At 64.7% G+C, this 17,189-nt stretch carries 9 protein-coding genes and 4 pseudogenes; 10 read left to right on the top strand and 3 right to left on the bottom strand.

Annotated elements, in window-relative coordinates; genetic code table 11:
* Positions 1-8 precede the first annotated feature (8 nt).
* A complete protein-coding gene (locus tag J2X09_RS03545; RefSeq protein WP_204731961.1) occupies positions 9-218 on the bottom strand; it encodes a hypothetical protein in 210 nt (69 codons plus the stop codon).
* On the opposite strand from J2X09_RS03545, the pseudogene J2X09_RS03550 reads away from it, so the two are divergent.
* The 3 genes and pseudogenes from J2X09_RS03550 to J2X09_RS03560 all read left to right on the top strand — a co-directional run.
* Positions 186-2,978: pseudogene (locus J2X09_RS03550) on the top strand (Tn3-like element IS1071 family transposase); the annotation flags it as partial. The gene J2X09_RS03545 and the pseudogene J2X09_RS03550 sit on opposite strands and share 33 nt — an antisense overlap.
* A 131-nt stretch (positions 2,979-3,109) precedes the next feature.
* A pseudogene (locus J2X09_RS03555) lies at positions 3,110-3,715 on the top strand (oxidoreductase dimerization domain-containing protein); the annotation flags it as partial.
* Between the two features lie 108 nt (positions 3,716-3,823).
* Positions 3,824-5,371 carry an IS91-like element ISCR8/ISPps1 family transposase gene (locus J2X09_RS03560; protein ID WP_011117152.1) on the top strand — a complete coding sequence of 516 codons (1,548 nt, stop codon included), beginning with the start codon at positions 3,824-3,826 and terminating at the stop codon, positions 5,369-5,371.
* Positions 5,372-5,478: 107 nt separating this feature from the next.
* On the opposite strand, the gene J2X09_RS03565 is transcribed toward J2X09_RS03560, so the two are convergent.
* Positions 5,479-6,189 (bottom strand): transposase, encoded by a 711-nt coding sequence (locus tag J2X09_RS03565; protein WP_204731833.1) that lies wholly within the window; start codon positions 6,187-6,189, stop codon positions 5,479-5,481.
* A 240-nt stretch (positions 6,190-6,429) separates the two neighbouring features.
* Here J2X09_RS03565 and J2X09_RS03570 point away from each other — a divergent pair.
* The 6 genes and pseudogenes from J2X09_RS03570 to J2X09_RS03595 all read left to right on the top strand — a co-directional run.
* Positions 6,430-6,966 (top strand): annotated as a pseudogene (locus J2X09_RS03570) (IS630 family transposase); the annotation flags it as partial.
* A gap of 144 nt (positions 6,967-7,110) precedes the next feature.
* Positions 7,111-9,168 carry a Tn3 family transposase gene (locus J2X09_RS03575; protein WP_310307407.1) on the top strand — a complete coding sequence of 686 codons (2,058 nt, stop codon included), beginning with the start codon at positions 7,111-7,113 and terminating at the stop codon, positions 9,166-9,168.
* Between the two features lie 131 nt (positions 9,169-9,299).
* A pseudogene (locus tag J2X09_RS03580) lies at positions 9,300-9,905 on the top strand (oxidoreductase dimerization domain-containing protein); the annotation flags it as partial.
* 108 nt (positions 9,906-10,013) lie between these two features.
* Positions 10,014-11,561 (top strand): IS91-like element ISCR8/ISPps1 family transposase, encoded by a 1,548-nt coding sequence (locus J2X09_RS03585; RefSeq protein WP_011117152.1) that lies wholly within the window; start codon positions 10,014-10,016, stop codon positions 11,559-11,561.
* Between the two features lie 795 nt (positions 11,562-12,356).
* The gene (locus J2X09_RS03590; RefSeq protein ID WP_059400306.1) at positions 12,357-13,286 is read left to right on the top strand and encodes a LysR family transcriptional regulator; all 930 of its coding nucleotides are present in this window, start codon (positions 12,357-12,359) and stop codon (positions 13,284-13,286) included.
* 104 nt (positions 13,287-13,390) lie between these two features.
* Complete coding sequence (locus tag J2X09_RS03595; RefSeq protein ID WP_059400305.1) at positions 13,391-14,104, top strand: TetR/AcrR family transcriptional regulator; 714 nt, start codon at positions 13,391-13,393, stop codon at positions 14,102-14,104.
* 39 nt (positions 14,105-14,143) lie between these two features.
* Here the strand turns inward: J2X09_RS03595 and J2X09_RS03600 are convergent, their stop codons facing one another.
* Positions 14,144-15,385: a DUF1173 family protein gene (locus J2X09_RS03600; RefSeq protein WP_204731950.1), complete on the bottom strand. Its 1,242-nt coding sequence runs from the start codon at positions 15,383-15,385 to the stop codon at positions 14,144-14,146.
* A 274-nt stretch (positions 15,386-15,659) separates the two neighbouring features.
* Between J2X09_RS03600 and J2X09_RS03605 the strand changes: the two genes are divergently transcribed.
* Entirely contained in the window at positions 15,660-17,129 is a 1,470-nt protein-coding gene (locus tag J2X09_RS03605; protein WP_092939579.1) for an HNH endonuclease, read from the top strand.
* Positions 17,130-17,189 lie beyond the last annotated feature (60 nt).

Genomic DNA, 17,189 nt, shown 5'->3' on the forward strand with positions numbered 1-17,189 from the left:
TGGACAAGTCACCTGCCCACAGGCAAGCCTGTGGACAGCCCCTGCGGGGTCCGTGACTTGCCCACCGCTTGACGATGAGAAAGGAACCACAGAACCAGAACAGCCGACCACCACATCAACGACAACAACTCCCGCTCCCGACCGGCCAAGATAGTTGTCGTCGAGCGGTCAAGGTAGTTGACGCCGGCCATTCCCACAAGCTTGGTCTGGCGCTCCATATTGGTTTCCTGCGCATGAGTGGGCGTTTGCTCGGTGCCTTTCGGGTAATTCCAGTAGCCTTGTGGCGCCACCTTGGCAACGAGCTTGGCATTGCAGCACCAGAAGTCGCCTCGCTGAGAGCCATGTATGAACGCGGGCGCACGCTATTCGATCACCAACAAGTAGCCTGCACGGTCCTTGGATTCCAGTGGATGAGCGAGCACCAGCGCCGCTCACTGGTACGTGAACTGCGCGACGAAGTGGCGCGCTGCGCCGACCGCGATCAGCTACTCGTGCGGGCGCGTCAATGGCTGTACAAGAACAAGCTGGTGATCGTGCACGAGCGGGCAATTCGGACACTGATTGCGGCGGCACTTGCCCAGCTTGAAGTTGAAACAGGCACCGCCATCGCCGCCAGCGTTGATCCAGCAACACTTGATCGCTGGCGAGCCTCAGTTTCAGAGCTGCGCCCAGATGGACAAACCCAGCAGAGTTGGCTATGGGCTGCACCGGCGAAACACTCAACCCGCCAAATCAGCGAGGTACTGGAGCGCATCGACCTGCTTTACACGCTGGACGTTCATAAGCACCTGGCAGACATCCCCGATCTCATCTTGCGCCGCTACGCGCGCCGACTTGTCTCCAGGCCGCCCTCAGCCGGAGCCAAGATCAAAGAGCCAGCGCGCACCGTGGAGGTCGCATGCTTTCTTCGGTATTGCCTGTTCACCACCACAGACCAGTTGATCCTTATGGTGCAGCGCCGGATCGCCGATCTGTGGCGTCAGGCTGCCGCCGATGTCCCCGCTACCGTCAATTGGGCCGCAATGTACAAAACGCTGCTCGGCGAACTTGTTGCCTTGAGCGCGCAAGGTGCGGTGCCAGATGCTGAGTTGCGTGCCCGTCTTGAAGCCTTGATCACCGAAACCCAGAAACGCAAACCACCGAGCAGGGCCTCCCTGGTCCGCGAGGGATTGATTGATGGAATTCGCCCCGTGCGGTCGTTGCTCGTCGCCATTGCAAAGCTGCCCTGGCAGGCCACCGGCGAGCATCCTGCCATCGAGTACCTTGCCAAGCTGCAAGCTTTATATCTCAAAGGATCCAGAAAGCTGCCAGTTGAAGTGGTGGCACCAAGTCTGGGAATGATCTGGCAGGTTTCGATCTCCAGCCCAGACCGGGAACGGGCGTTTCAGGCGTTGGAGGTGGCCACCCTGTTTGCCCTGCGCCGCGCGGTGCGCAATGGCTCGGTCTGGATTGAGCACAGCCTGAGCTTTCGGGGTCGTGCGCGCTTGTTCTTCACGGACGAGCGTTGGCAGGCAGAGTCCAAGAAACACGATGCCCGTCTATCGTTACCCAGCAAGGCTGCCACTTTCTTGAAGCCTTTGCTGGCCAGAGTAACTGCCGGTGTCGATGCGGTGGCCGCTGCAGCCCGCAGTGGCGTACTGCGCGTGGATGATGAACTCCATTTGTCGCCATTGCCCGCAGAGGACGAAGACCCAGAAGTGACCAAGCTGCGCGCGGCTTTGGATCACCGCATCGGTGAGGTTCAATTGCCGGAAGTGATTCTGGCCGTTGACGCCCAGGTGCGCTTTAGCTGGATCATGCTCGGACGTGAGCCGCGCTCTACCGACGAGCTGCTGATGGTCTATGCCGGCATCATGGCCCACGGCACCAGTCTGACTGCGGTCGAATGCGCGCGCATGATTCCGCAATTGTCTGCCACCAGCATTCGCCAGGCCATGCGCTGGGCGCGGGACGAACGGCGTCTGAGCCAGGCCTGCCAGGCTGTGCTGGAATTCATGCAGCGACACCCGATTGCCGCCACCTGGGGGCGGTCCGATTTGGCATCTTCTGACATGATGAGCATGGAGACCACCAAACGGGTGTGGCAAGCCCGGCTTGATCCTCGGCGCAACACACCTTCCATTGGAATCTACTCCCATGTAAAAGACCGGTGGGGCATCTTCCATGCGCAGCCCTTTGTGCTCAATGAGCGCCAGGCGGGCGTGGCCATTGAAGGTGTCATCCGCCAAGAAAAGCTGGAGACCAGCCAGCTTGCTGTGGATACCCATGGCTACACCGACTTTGCCATGTCACATGCCCGTTTGCTTGGTTTTGATCTTTGCCCGCGGTTGAAGGAACTCAAACAGCGCCACCTCTTTGTGCCACGCGGCACCAAAGTGCCCGCAGAAATCGCTGCGGTGTGCGAAGCCAATGTCGACGTCGCTTTGATCGAAAAGCATTGGGATAGTCTGGTGCACCTGGCAGCCTCGGTCATGAGCGGACATGCCAGTGCGGTGGCAGCTCTTGCGCGGTTCGGTTCTGCCGCCCAGGGCGATCCAATCTATGAGGCTGGCGTGCAATTGGGGCGGTTGCTGCGTACGGCGTTTTTGGCTGACTACTTTGTCAAGGACGCTTTCAGGAACGAGTTGCGCCGGGTGCTCAATCGGGGCGAGGCTGTTAACGCCCTCAAGCGCGCCATTTATACCGGCCGGATCAGCCCGGCGCAGGCCAAACGTGTCGATGAAATGCAGGCTGTGGCCGATGCGTTGAGCCTGATGGCCAACATCGTGATGGCGTGGAATACCTCACAGATGCAGGCGGTCCTGGATCGCTGGTCGAACCGCCGCCAGGTCATTCCACCGGAACTGATCGGGAAGATTGCGCCCACCAGGCTGGAGAGCATCAACTTGCGGGGTGTGTTTCGCTTCCCGGTTGACCGCTATGCTGACCAAATCCTGCCTTCGCGGCCAAATGCATCGATAACTGGCACCAATGGATGAAACCGACCACGGTTTGACGCCACGAATCGCAGATTTGAAAGTGAACAGGAAAGTCAATGAAATCAACGATCTACCAACACCACCTCCGCGCCAGTGCTAGCTTTTCGTACCGTCACTTATTGCACTGAAAACGAGGAGACCCCAACGTGGACATCCAGATGCGCACCAATGTGCCGCACATCTTCGCCATCGGCGACATCGTGGGCCAGCCCATGCTGGCGCACAAGGCGGTGCACGAGGCGCATGTGGCGGCGGAAGTGATCGCCGGCGAATTGCAGGGCAACAAGGAACTGGCCAGCGCCGCCTTCAACGCCCGCGTGATCCCCAGCGTGGCCTACACCGACCCCGAAGTGGCCTGGGTGGGCCTGACCGAAGACCAGGCCAAGCAGCAGGGCATCAAGGTCAAGAAGGGCCTGTTCCCCTGGGCGGCCTCGGGCCGCGCCATTGCCAACGGCCGCGACGAAGGCGTCACCAAGCTGCTGTTCGACGACAGCCCCGAAGCAGGATCAGGAGACGGCCATGCTGGCCGGGGCCACGGCAAGATCCTGGGCGGCGGCATGGTCGGCACGCATGCGGGCGACATGATCGGCGAGATCGCCCTGGCCATCGAGATGGGTGCGGACGCTGTCGACATCGGCAAGACCATCCACCCGCATCCGACGCTGGGCGAGAGCATCGGCATGGCGGCGGAAGTGGCGCATGGCAGCTGCACGGATGTGCCGCCTGCGCGCAAGTAAGTCCGCAGCCAAGCTACCCTGACAAGGCCCGAACTGGCGACGGTTCGGGCCTTGTGCTTTGCGTACCCAAACAATCGCCGCAGAATACTGTGCATTTGTACAGTATTCATGTCAGCCACTTCCAAGCCCAAGCTCTACAACCCACGCCACCCCGAACGCACGCTGCTCTACCAAATGGTAGCCGAGCACTACGAGACCTGGCTAGAGTTGGCCAGCGCGGGTCAGTTCGACGGCCAGGGCGACCACCACACCCCCAAGCCCTTCGTGCGCAAAGCGTTTGCCAAGTATCTTGAGTGCGGCATCTTTGCCCATGGCTTTGCCCGCGCTCGCTGCGGCGACTGTGGGCACGACTACTTTGTAGCCTTCTCCTGCAAAGGCCGGGGAGTCTGCCCCTCGTGCACCACGCGGCGGATGGTGGAGACGGCGGCACACCTGAGCGACCACGTTTTCCCCCGCCTGCCGGTGCGCCAGTGGGTGCTCTCCGTGCCCAAGAGGTTGCGGTACTTCATGCAACGCGACGGAGCGGTGCTGAGCATGGTGCTGCGCATCTTTCTGCGGGTGATCGCACAAACTCTGCAGACCCACAGCCCCGGTGCGGCCCATATGGACAAGGCAGGCCTGCACATCGGTGCCATCGCCTTCATTCACCGATTCGGCTCCAGCCTCAATGAACACGTCCACTTCCACGTTTGTGTGGTGGACGGGGTGTTTGAGGAAGTGGAGGGCGAGGGCGATGCTGATGCGACCCCTCGAATCTCATCGCCGGGTGTCATCTTTCACGCGGCCACCGGCATCGATGCGGCTACCGTGGCCCCAGTGCAGACCACACTGCAAAAACGCATCCTGCGCGCCTTCGTTGCTCGGGGCCTGCTGGAGAACTGTGACGCCAAAGACATGCTGGGCTACAAACACAGCGGCTTCTCGGTGGACGCCGGTGTCTGCATCGAAGCCCACGACCGCGCTGCGCTGGAGCGGCTGCTGCGCTATTGCGCGCGTCCACCGTTTTCCATGGAGCGCCTACGCAAAGAGGGAAGCAAACTGGTGTACCGCTGTGCCAAACAGCGCAGCGAGCCCACCAGTGACAAGCGTGGTGCCAAGGCAGATGAGCTGCACCTCACACCGCTGGAACTGATCGACCGCATCGCCGCGCTGGTGCCACCGCCACGCACCCACCGGCACCGCTACTTTGGTGTGCTGGCACCAAACTCGCCGCTGAGAGCGGCGGTAACGGCGCTGGCTCAGCCTGCTGCGTCGCAACCAGCCACGGTGGAGACTGCACAACCTGGCGCGGGCGTACCTGGGGTGGCGGCGCCGGGCAACGCGGCCACACCCACACCCGAACCTGAAGCACGCCCGAAGCGAGCGGCGCATTACTTGTGGGCGGTGCTGATTGCCCGCATCTACGAGGCATTTCCGCTGCTGTGCCCCATGTGCGGTGGGCAGATGCGCATCATTGCCTTCATCACCCACAGCGCCGAAATCCGCCACATCCTGAACCACATCGGGGTGGAGTCTGCCCCCCCGCACATCACCCCGGCACGCGGGCCACCGCTGTGGGAGGGCTGCGACGCGCCGGTGGATGATGGTGCGCAAGGCGAGCCGGATTGGGATCTGGCAGCTCAACCCGACGAGGTAGACCAGCGCGTCAATTGGTGACCCAGTGAAGCGGCGGTATCCATCGCTGCGGGGAAGCAGCTGCGCGCGCGCCAGGCCCAAATGCATACTGCCTCCCAAGCTCTTGCCATTGAGCGGCAAGCGAGCGCTCAACCTTCCTTGGCCGAACGTGTTTCGAGGCCCAAAACTCGTGCCATACTTGGCCTCATGCGGTTGAATTTCCTATCCGTCGCGCGCGGCTGGTCAGGCACCAGCAGGCGCGGCACGCCGCCGATGAACTGCAGGGCCGCGATGATCGAGCGCACCCAGTCCTCGGCCTGCTGGGTGCGCGTGGCGCAGGCATAGGTGAGGTTGGAGGCGCCCAGCACGGCCACGAAGATCTGCGCGCGCGTGATCTCCCCGCTGAACATGTCCACCAGCTCCACCGTCTGGCCAGCGTAGTCCACGAACAGCCGCTCGCCGGCCTTGTGCACCTGGCGCATGGAGCGCTTGAGGCCTCGTGCAAAGCGCGCGTACTTCTCGCAGAAGGCGCTGTACTTGTACGCCCGACCGTCGTGGGCGAGCTGGTACTCCTCCCACAGCAGCTGCAGCGTCACGCCGGGGCGCTTGAGCTGCTGGTGCAGCTCGGACCAATCGGGCTCCAGGTGGCGGGCGCTGCGGGCCACGGGCGCGGGGTGCAGCCGCGCCTGCAGGGCATCGTCGTCCAACTCGCGGGCCTGCGCCCAGGACAGCCCGGCGGCCCGCGCGCGGCTGGCGATGTCGCTCACACAGGTCTTGCCTACGCCAGCGGCGCGGGCCGCCTCGCGCTGGCTCAACCCGGCCTCGTGCAGCAGTTGGAGAACTCTTCTGATCTTGCTCATGGGTACCTTCGGTGTGGGCATCGCCTCGCTCTCGCTTCGTTCAACACAAAGCGCGCGAGGCTATGCCCGGTTGCGATAGGTCACCCCGGGGCCGCGGCGGCTGCCCGCCATCAGAATGGAATCGTGCCCGCGATCAAATGGAACGCTGCCCGTGATCGTCTGGACTGCTGCCCGCGATCACGTGGAACGCTGCCCGCCATCAGCGTGGAACGGTGCCCGCGATGGCGTGGAATACGCAGCGAACTCATCGAACGCGACCTGGGGCTGAAACTATCTGTGCGTTCAGTGGGCGACTATCTGGCACGTTGGGGTTTTACGCCGCAAAAGCCGATCAAGAAAGCTTACGAACAGCGACCTGAGGCCGTCAAGGCGTGGCTCGAAGATGAATACCCTGCCATTGAAGCCAGGGCCAAGCGTGAAGGCGCAGAGATCCATTGGGGCGATGAAACAGCCCTGGTCAACACGGATGTGCGTGGCAGAAGTTACGCGCCCACCGGTCAAACACCGGTGACGCGGGCAGTGGGTGGAACACGGCAAAAGCTTTCGATGATTGCCACCGTCACGAACCAGGGTAAGACGCGCTGGATGATCATTGATGAGGCGTTCAATGCCGACAAGCTGATCGAGTTTATGCAGGCCTTGATCAAGGACGCGCAGGGCAAGAAGATCTTCCTGATTCTTGACAACCTGAGGGTGCACCACAGCAAGCCGGTCAAAGAGTGGGCGGCATTGCACAAAGAGGACATTGAGTTGTTTTACCTGCCCAGCTACAGCCCCACGGATAGGCGTTTTAACCGCATGAGGCCAAGTATCGCACCGCGGAAGCGCCATCAAGCCGGCTGAGACACTCGATTTTCCCGCCCAGGTGTCAGGTTCACCACCAGGGTTTGGCGTTCAGGAGAGTGATTTGCGGCGCTCGGCGTGTACCGGGCGCAGAGCCAGTTCGCGGCAAGTCAGCGCCGGATCGCCGATCTGTGGCGTCAGGCTGCCGCCGATGTCCCCGCTACCGTCAATTGGGCCGCAATGTACAAAACGCTGCTCGGCGAACTTGTTGCCTTGAGCGCGCAAGGTGCGGTGCCAGATGCTGAGTTGCGTGCCCGTCTTGAAGCCTTGATCACCGAAACCCAGAAACGCAAACCACCGAGCAGGGCCTCCCTGGTCCGCGAGGGATTGATTGATGGAATTCGCCCCGTGCGGTCGTTGCTCGTCGCCATTGCAAAGCTGCCCTGGCAGGCCACCGGCGAGCATCCTGCCATCGAGTACCTTGCCAAGCTGCAAGCTTTATATCTCAAAGGATCCAGAAAGCTGCCAGTTGAAGTGGTGGCACCAAGTCTGGGAATGATCTGGCAGGTTTCGATCTCCAGCCCAGACCGGGAACGGGCGTTTCAGGCGTTGGAGGTGGCCACCCTGTTTGCCCTGCGCCGCGCGGTGCGCAATGGCTCGGTCTGGATTGAGCACAGCCTGAGCTTTCGGGGTCGTGCGCGCTTGTTCTTCACGGACGAGCGTTGGCAGGCAGAGTCCAAGAAACACTATGCCCGTCTATCGTTACCCAGCAAGGCTGCCACTTTCTTGAAGCCTTTGCTGGCCAGAGTAACTGCCGGTGTCGATGCGGTGGCCGCTGCAGCCCGCAGTGGCGTACTGCGCGTGGATGATGAACTCCATTTGTCGCCATTGCCCGCAGAGGACGAAGACCCAGAAGTGACCAAGCTGCGCGCGGCTTTGGATCACCGCATCGGTGAGGTTCAATTGCCGGAAGTGATTCTGGCCGTTGACGCCCAGGTGCGCTTTAGCTGGATCATGCTCGGACGTGAGCCGCGCTCTACCGACGAGCTGCTGATGGTCTATGCCGGCATCATGGCCCACGGCACCAGTCTGACTGCGGTCGAATGCGCGCGCATGATTCCGCAATTGTCTGCCACCAGCATTCGCCAGGCCATGCGCTGGGCGCGGGACGAACGGCGTCTGAGCCAGGCCTGCCAGGCTGTGCTGGAATTCATGCAGCGACACCCGATTGCCGCCACCTGGGGGCGGTCCGATTTGGCATCTTCTGACATGATGAGCATGGAGACCACCAAACGGGTGTGGCAAGCCCGGCTTGATCCTCGGCGCAACACACCTTCCATTGGAATCTACTCCCATGTAAAAGACCGGTGGGGCATCTTCCATGCGCAGCCCTTTGTGCTCAATGAGCGCCAGGCGGGCGTGGCCATTGAAGGTGTCATCCGCCAAGAAAAGCTGGAGACCAGCCAGCTTGCTGTGGATACCCATGGCTACACCGACTTTGCCATGTCACATGCCCGTTTGCTTGGTTTTGATCTTTGCCCGCGGTTGAAGGAACTCAAACAGCGCCACCTCTTTGTGCCACGCGGCACCAAAGTGCCCGCAGAAATCGCTGCGGTGTGCGAAGCCAATGTCGACGTCGCTTTGATCGAAAAGCATTGGGATAGTCTGGTGCACCTGGCAGCCTCGGTCATGAGCGGACATGCCAGTGCGGTGGCAGCTCTTGCGCGGTTCGGTTCTGCCGCCCAGGGCGATCCAATCTATGAGGCTGGCGTGCAATTGGGGCGGTTGCTGCGTACGGCGTTTTTGGCTGACTACTTTGTCAAGGACGCTTTCAGGAACGAGTTGCGCCGGGTGCTCAATCGGGGCGAGGCTGTTAACGCCCTCAAGCGCGCCATTTATACCGGCCGGATCAGCCCGGCGCAGGCCAAACGTGTCGATGAAATGCAGGCTGTGGCCGATGCGTTGAGCCTGATGGCCAACATCGTGATGGCGTGGAATACCTCACAGATGCAGGCGGTCCTGGATCGCTGGTCGAACCGCCGCCAGGTCATTCCACCGGAACTGATCGGGAAGATTGCGCCCACCAGGCTGGAGAGCATCAACTTGCGGGGTGTGTTTCGCTTCCCGGTTGACCGCTATGCTGACCAAATCCTGCCTTCGCGGCCAAATGCATCGATAACTGGCACCAATGGATGAAACCGACCACGGTTTGACGCCACGAATCGCAGATTTGAAAGTGAACAGGAAAGTCAATGAAATCAACGATCTACCAACACCACCTCCGCGCCAGTGCTAGCTTTTCGTACCGTCACTTATTGCACTGAAAACGAGGAGACCCCAACGTGGACATCCAGATGCGCACCAATGTGCCGCACATCTTCGCCATCGGCGACATCGTGGGCCAGCCCATGCTGGCGCACAAGGCGGTGCACGAGGCGCATGTGGCGGCGGAAGTGATCGCCGGCGAATTGCAGGGCAACAAGGAACTGGCCAGCGCCGCCTTCAACGCCCGCGTGATCCCCAGCGTGGCCTACACCGACCCCGAAGTGGCCTGGGTGGGCCTGACCGAAGACCAGGCCAAGCAGCAGGGCATCAAGGTCAAGAAGGGCCTGTTCCCCTGGGCGGCCTCGGGCCGCGCCATTGCCAACGGCCGCGACGAAGGCGTCACCAAGCTGCTGTTCGACGACAGCCCCGAAGCAGGATCAGGAGACGGCCATGCTGGCCGGGGCCACGGCAAGATCCTGGGCGGCGGCATGGTCGGCACGCATGCGGGCGACATGATCGGCGAGATCGCCCTGGCCATCGAGATGGGTGCGGACGCTGTCGACATCGGCAAGACCATCCACCCGCATCCGACGCTGGGCGAGAGCATCGGCATGGCGGCGGAAGTGGCGCATGGCAGCTGCACGGATGTGCCGCCTGCGCGCAAGTAAGTCCGCAGCCAAGCTACCCTGACAAGGCCCGAACTGGCGACGGTTCGGGCCTTGTGCTTTGCGTACCCAAACAATCGCCGCAGAATACTGTGCATTTGTACAGTATTCATGTCAGCCACTTCCAAGCCCAAGCTCTACAACCCACGCCACCCCGAACGCACGCTGCTCTACCAAATGGTAGCCGAGCACTACGAGACCTGGCTAGAGTTGGCCAGCGCGGGTCAGTTCGACGGCCAGGGCGACCACCACACCCCCAAGCCCTTCGTGCGCAAAGCGTTTGCCAAGTATCTTGAGTGCGGCATCTTTGCCCATGGCTTTGCCCGCGCTCGCTGCGGCGACTGTGGGCACGACTACTTTGTAGCCTTCTCCTGCAAAGGCCGGGGAGTCTGCCCCTCGTGCACCACGCGGCGGATGGTGGAGACGGCGGCACACCTGAGCGACCACGTTTTCCCCCGCCTGCCGGTGCGCCAGTGGGTGCTCTCCGTGCCCAAGAGGTTGCGGTACTTCATGCAACGCGACGGAGCGGTGCTGAGCATGGTGCTGCGCATCTTTCTGCGGGTGATCGCACAAACTCTGCAGACCCACAGCCCCGGTGCGGCCCATATGGACAAGGCAGGCCTGCACATCGGTGCCATCGCCTTCATTCACCGATTCGGCTCCAGCCTCAATGAACACGTCCACTTCCACGTTTGTGTGGTGGACGGGGTGTTTGAGGAAGTGGAGGGCGAGGGCGATGCTGATGCGACCCCTCGAATCTCATCGCCGGGTGTCATCTTTCACGCGGCCACCGGCATCGATGCGGCTACCGTGGCCCCAGTGCAGACCACACTGCAAAAACGCATCCTGCGCGCCTTCGTTGCTCGGGGCCTGCTGGAGAACTGTGACGCCAAAGACATGCTGGGCTACAAACACAGCGGCTTCTCGGTGGACGCCGGTGTCTGCATCGAAGCCCACGACCGCGCTGCGCTGGAGCGGCTGCTGCGCTATTGCGCGCGTCCACCGTTTTCCATGGAGCGCCTACGCAAAGAGGGAAGCAAACTGGTGTACCGCTGTGCCAAACAGCGCAGCGAGCCCACCAGTGACAAGCGTGGTGCCAAGGCAGATGAGCTGCACCTCACACCGCTGGAACTGATCGACCGCATCGCCGCGCTGGTGCCACCGCCACGCACCCACCGGCACCGCTACTTTGGTGTGCTGGCACCAAACTCGCCGCTGAGAGCGGCGGTAACGGCGCTGGCTCAGCCTGCTGCGTCGCAACCAGCCACGGTGGAGACTGCACAACCTGGCGCGGGCGTACCTGGGGTGGCGGCGCCGGGCAACGCGGCCACACCCACACCCGAACCTGAAGCACGCCCGAAGCGAGCGGCGCATTACTTGTGGGCGGTGCTGATTGCCCGCATCTACGAGGCATTTCCGCTGCTGTGCCCCATGTGCGGTGGGCAGATGCGCATCATTGCCTTCATCACCCACAGCGCCGAAATCCGCCACATCCTGAACCACATCGGGGTGGAGTCTGCCCCCCCGCACATCACCCCGGCACGCGGGCCACCGCTGTGGGAGGGCTGCGACGCGCCGGTGGATGATGGTGCGCAAGGCGAGCCGGATTGGGATCTGGCAGCTCAACCCGACGAGGTAGACCAGCGCGTCAATTGGTGACCCAGTGAAGCGGCGGTATCCATCGCTGCGGGGAAGCAGCTGCGCGCGCGCCAGGCCCAAATGCATACTGCCTCCCAAGCTCTTGCCATTGAGCGGCAAGCGAGCGCTCAACCTTCCTTGGCCGAACGTGTTTCGAGGCCCAAAACTCGTGCCATACTTGGCCTCATGCGGTTGAATTTCCTATCCGTGCGCGCAAGGCGTCGAGGAGGTTCGCCCCAGGCTCGACCTGGACGACACGATTGAGGGGCTGAACGAGGACTTCCATGCTGCGTGGGGCTGGCTTTTTGTTATGCACCGAACAAACGCCATGATTGACTCCCGCAGCAGATCAGCCAATAGAATCGCTTGAATGTGCAACATCACTCCGAATGATGTTGCCCCGCTTCCGCCCCCGGAACCCGCCTGCGCGGCACCGGCTCTCCCCGCCGCAGGGCGATGCAAGGCCACCCGCCGTCCCGCGCCAGCCCGCGCCGCTGCGCGCATCCAGGCCCTTTGCGCGCCATCACTCTGCGTTGTCCGGCCCCGCCGGCCCCGCCCTGCCCTGCGCCCCGATGCGCACGCCGCAAAAACTTCCGCCCAGCCCGATTCATCCTTTACATGAGCATGGTTATTTATAATCCTAGTCAGTTCATGTGATAAGGGCCCCTGGGGTCCACAACGGAGACAGCATCTTGAGCAGCAGAAACAGTGGCGGCCCGAAGCATGGGGCTGCCGGAACGCGGGCCGGGACGGGTTGCGCCGCGCGGCCCGCGCGCAGGCCCGCGTCCATCACGACCCCGGTGGAGAGGACATCCCTTGGAGCTCTCTGACATCGACCTGAACCAGCTGGTGCTGTTTCACCAGCTCATGGTGGAGCGGCGGGTCTCCAAGGTCGCGGACAACCTCAACCTCACCCAGCCCGCCGTCAGCAACTCCCTGGCCAAGCTGCGCCGGCTGTTCGGGGACGAACTGTTCCTGCGCACTTCCTCCGGGATGGTCCCCACGCCCTTCGCCGAGCAGTTGGCCGAGCCGGTCGGCTACGCCCTGGCGATGATCCACAGCGGCATCAACCAGCAGAATGACTTCGACCCGGCGAAGCTGAACCGTCCGGTCACGATCGGGATGACCGACATCGGCGAGATCGTCTTCCTTCCCGCGCTGGTGGAGCGCCTGACCCGCGAAGCGCCGGGCGCCACACTGAACACGGTACGCAACACCGCCGTCAACCTGCGCGACGACATGGAGTCCGGGAAGGTGGATCTCGCCATCGGTCTCCTGCCCCAGCTCAAGGCGGGCTTCTTCCAGCGGCGGCTGTTCCGGCAGCACTATGTCTGCCTGTTCCGCCAGGGCCACGCACTGGACCGGAAGCGGCTGTCGCTGGCCGACATCAAGGCCGCCCAGCACCTCGTGATCGTCTCGGCAGGGACCGGCCACGGCACGGTGGACGAGCTGATCCGCCGGGCCGGCGTCGACCGCACCACGCGCCTGACCATCCCCCATTTCGTGAGCGTCGGCCACATCCTGCAGCGCACCGACCTGATCGCCACCGTGCCGGACAAGCTCGCCGACCGGCTCGCCGAGCCGTTCGGCCTGACGTCCCGGCCGCATCCCGTGGCCCTGCCCGAGATCTCGATCAATGCCTTCTGGCATGCGAAGGTGCACCGCTCCCCCGTCAACCAGTGGCTGCGCGGCGTGGTCTTCGACCTCTTCGGCGAGGACCGCGCGCGCGAGCGGGCGATCGCCTAGAGGGGTCGCCACCGCCCGCGGCCGGCGGGCCTTGCCGGCCCAGGCCCCTTGGACCGTTTTCCCACCCCAGTCATGGCCCCACCCGGCCGGCTCCACCACAGAACATGGCTTCCTCCAATCCCGCTCCCTCCAGGTCACCGGCAAAGGCACAGCGTCGCGGCGCAAAGGCGCCGGGCGTCAAGCCGCAGCCCCACAAGCCCGCCGGGCTGCGCGAACGCCACAAGCAGGACAAGCTGCATCGCATCAAGACCGCGGCGCGCAGCGTGTTCATCTCGAAGGGCTTCGACGGCGCGACCACGCGGGAGATCGCCCAGCTCGCGGAGGTCTCGCACGCGACGGTCTTCCTCTACGCGCAGGACAAGCGCGATCTGCTGTTTCTCGTGTTCAACGAGGACATGGACGACGTCCTCGCCGAATCCTCGGCGGCGGTCAAGAAGCCCGGCCCGCTGATCGACCGGCTGCTGCGCTGGTACGAGCCCTTCCTGCGCTTCTTCAGCACCGAGGCCCCGATCGGCCTGCTGAAGCTGCATGAGCGCGGCAACGCGGACATCGGCCCGACGCCGCAAAGCGTGAGCGTGGACCGGCGCAAGGAGATCGTGCAGCGGGAGCTCAGCAACCTGTTCGAGGCCGCGATCCGTTCGGGCGAGCTCGCCAGCACCGTGGACCCGATGCTCGCGACGCGCGTCGTGCGCTCCGTGTTCTACGGAGAGCTGGACCTGTGGCTGCGCTCCCACCCGCATCCCAGCATGGCGCGCGGGCTGCGCGACCTGCGCGCCGCGCTGACGCTGATCGTCTCCGGCATGCTCCCGCGCAAGTAGGCCCATGGACCCAGGCCGTCCGGCCCGCCTGCCCTCCGTTCACGGCCCCGCCCCGCGCAGCGCCCGCATGCCGCCCCCCGGCGGCGCCAAACGCGCCTCTGGCAACGCGGGCATGGGCTCGTCGAGGCGCCAGATCCACGCACCCGCGGCCTGCGCCATCTTCTCCTTCGTCGCGCGGTCCTTCGCCGGCATGAAGGCACTGACCACGTGCAGCGGCAGGGGCTGGCCGCCGGCGTCCAGCAGCAGCGCATTGGGGAAGGCGGCCGCCGTCCGGGCGTCGTAGCGCAGCGGCTTGACGAAGCGCCGGCGCTGCGCGACGAGGGCATGCAGCAGGCCCAGCTCGTGCACGCCCTCCACGGGAATCCACTGCTCGCTGGTGAGCATCAGGCTCGCCGCGTCGACCTCGTAGGTGTGCTCGCGCCGCGCCCGGATCAGCGCCGCGATGACGAGGTGGACCCGTCTGCCGGTGTCGGCGTCGCAGGCCTCGAACAACGGGGCGAACGCACGCTCGATGCGTTCCCAGGTCCGGGTCGCCACCAGCAGGGGGGCATCCGGCGCATGCTTGATCCAGAGCCGGCGGCCGAGCGCCGTCGCGTCGCACGCCTTGAATTCACCGAGCACGAGCGCGAGGGGGCTCTGCCCCTCGCGTGGATGCAGCACGGCCAGCTTCTCCCTGCGCCGCCGCGCGGCCTCCTCGCGCCCGCTCTCCGAGAACGGCTCGGGCACGTACAGCCGCTCGGCCAGCGCCACGCCCCGGATGGTGATGCTCTCGGAGGCCTCCAGCAGGTACTTGTGCAGGACGCCCTGGTTGCGCTTGCCCTCCATGGCGGGCGACCAGCGGTTGAAGCCCGCGCTCTGGAACAGGAAGTGCATCAGCGCCCGCAGGGTCATGCGCCGCCGCCCGACGGCCACCTCGGCGGTATCCTGCGCCTCGCCGCGCGGCACCGCGCGGCCCGCCACGCGGCTCCAGGGGAAGCTCACGCGCAGTTCGAAGCATCCCGGGCTGGACTCGACGACGGCCTCGCCCAGGAGCTCGCCGAGGCCGGACTGGTGCGCATCGGGCTCGTAGGACGGGCATCCGGGATGGTGCCGCCCTCCCGAGCCCGGCACGCGCTTGAGCACGAACTGTCGGTGGCGCGCGACATACATCTCCACCCCTTCGGGACAGCACAGGCACCGCGGCCGCTGCGGCGACTCGTAGGCCAGCGCGAGCGCCTCCTGCAGACGGGGATCGTCCGCATCGAATTCGCTGCCGGCGATGGCGAACCGCTGGATGTCCATGGGCGAAGGGATGGCTTGCCCCATCGTCGGCCGCCATGCGGCGCGGCGCAAGCCGGAATGCCGCTGAAATCGAGGCGATATCGGCGCCATGTCGCTGTCCGCCCGGCGCCAGGCCCGCTGTCCGCGGCGTCCGGCGACCGGCACACGCCGCCACCGCGGCCCGCGCATCCCGGCGGAGCACGACAGCCGCGCTACGATAGGCGCAAAAGGGGGTGCGCCGGAAGGAACGGTGCAAGAGCAGCTGGTCTGCGCGGCGCATCCCGGATTCCGCTCCATGCCTTCATCGCCCAGCCCCGCCCCAGGCCGCCCGACGGCGGCCGCCCGCCGCATCCACACGCCCGCGCTCTCGGAGCAGCCCGCGGCGCTGGCCGCCGGGTGGCTGACCTGCTCCTACCTGCTCGCCCAGCGCGGAGCCATCGACATGGGCATCGCGGCCCCGTGCAAGAAGACCCTGCGGGAACTGCTGGACGGGCTCTGCGACGCCGACGCGCTCGGGCTGCTCGAGCGCGACAACCGCTGCGACCTCGAGGGGCACGTGCTCTACCTGGTCACGGAGCGGATCCGCGTCGGCCGGCTGCCGGGACCGCTGCTCGCCGCCGGCGTGGACCCGGATCTGCTGGAGGAACTCGCGGCCACGGCGGGCCTCACCGACGTCGTGTTCGTGCCGCGCACCGCCGAATGCCTGGCCACGTACCTCGCGCGCCACCCGGACTCCGCCGCCATCGTGCTGCGCGAGGAGAGCGGGGACGCTTCCGCCGCGACCAGGGAGAACGAAGCCGCGGCCCGGTGGTATGACGAGCGCTACGACGAAATCGCGCATGGCCTCCTGCGCTCCACGTCCAGGCCGCAGTACCTCGGCGGCGATCTCTCGCCGCGGCGGTGCCGCTACTGCGGCAGGACCGACCCCGAGACGTCCTTCCGGGACAAGGCCCATGCGTTTCCGGAGCAGATCGGCAACAAGGCCCTGATCGACCGCCGGGAGTGCGACGCGTGCAACCGGCACTTCGCGCGCATGGTCGAGGACGACTACGCCAAGTGGACCTTGCCCATGCGCGCCACCGGGCGCGTCACGGGCAAGGGGCTGCCTTCGTTCAAGTCCCGCGACCACCAGATGCGCATCGACGCGCGGGGCCCTCGGAACCTGGCGATCCGCCTCGGAGAGAAGGACCCGCGCCACCGCCTGGACGAGGAGACGCGCACCGTCACGCTGCAGCTCGAGCGCCAGCCCTACGTGCCCATGGGCGTCTTCAAATGCCTCGTCAAGATGGCGCTGGCCGTCATGCCCGAGCCCGAGGCGGGTGAATGCGATCACCTGAAACGCTGGATCCTGGCGCCCGCGCACACCTTCGAAAGCTATCCCTACCGCCCGCTGCGGCTGCTGGAGCAGTTTCTTCCGGGCCCGATGCCCAATGACCAGTTCCAGTACGCCCTGCTGCGCCGGCGCCCCGGCCATGCCGACTGCCCCTACCTGATCTTCGTGCTGCAGTTCTCCAACGTGCTGCACCAGATCGTGCTCCCGATGCACGACCAGGACCGCGCGCTCATCGAGCAAGGCCATTGCGAGGTCCCCTTCTTTCCGCACATTGGCGGGACGGCCGGCCATGTCCAGGCCTACGGCCGCAGCCAGGCCCGCGTGCGCGACCTCAGCGGAACGGCCGCCGTGTCGGGAGAGCAGCAAAGCCTGAGCTTTCGCTACGCGCAACGCATCGACCAGCCCCCGCCCCCGGCCCCGGCCCCGGCCTAGCGGCGCCTGTGCCGCGCCCCTACCCTCCGCCCCCGCCGACCGGAAGCAAGGGCGGCGGGA

This window comes from Hydrogenophaga laconesensis, from assembly GCF_031457235.1.
Taxonomy (GTDB): Bacteria; Pseudomonadota; Gammaproteobacteria; order Burkholderiales; family Burkholderiaceae_C; genus Hydrogenophaga; species Hydrogenophaga laconesensis.

Coding starts and splice junctions, on each gene's coding strand:
- J2X09_RS03545 (WP_204731961.1), bottom strand. CDS start 218: ATGGAGCGCCAGACCAAGCTTGTGGGAATGGCCGGCGTCAACTACCTT.
- J2X09_RS03560 (WP_011117152.1), top strand. CDS start 3,824: ATGTCAGCCACTTCCAAGCCCAAGCTCTACAACCCACGCCACCCCGAA.
- J2X09_RS03605 (WP_092939579.1), top strand. CDS start 15,660: ATGCCTTCATCGCCCAGCCCCGCCCCAGGCCGCCCGACGGCGGCCGCC.
- J2X09_RS03585 (WP_011117152.1), top strand. CDS start 10,014: ATGTCAGCCACTTCCAAGCCCAAGCTCTACAACCCACGCCACCCCGAA.
- J2X09_RS03600 (WP_204731950.1), bottom strand. CDS start 15,385: ATGGACATCCAGCGGTTCGCCATCGCCGGCAGCGAATTCGATGCGGAC.
- J2X09_RS03565 (WP_204731833.1), bottom strand. CDS start 6,189: ATGAGCAAGATCAGAAGAGTTCTCCAACTGCTGCACGAGGCCGGGTTG.
- J2X09_RS03595 (WP_059400305.1), top strand. CDS start 13,391: ATGGCTTCCTCCAATCCCGCTCCCTCCAGGTCACCGGCAAAGGCACAG.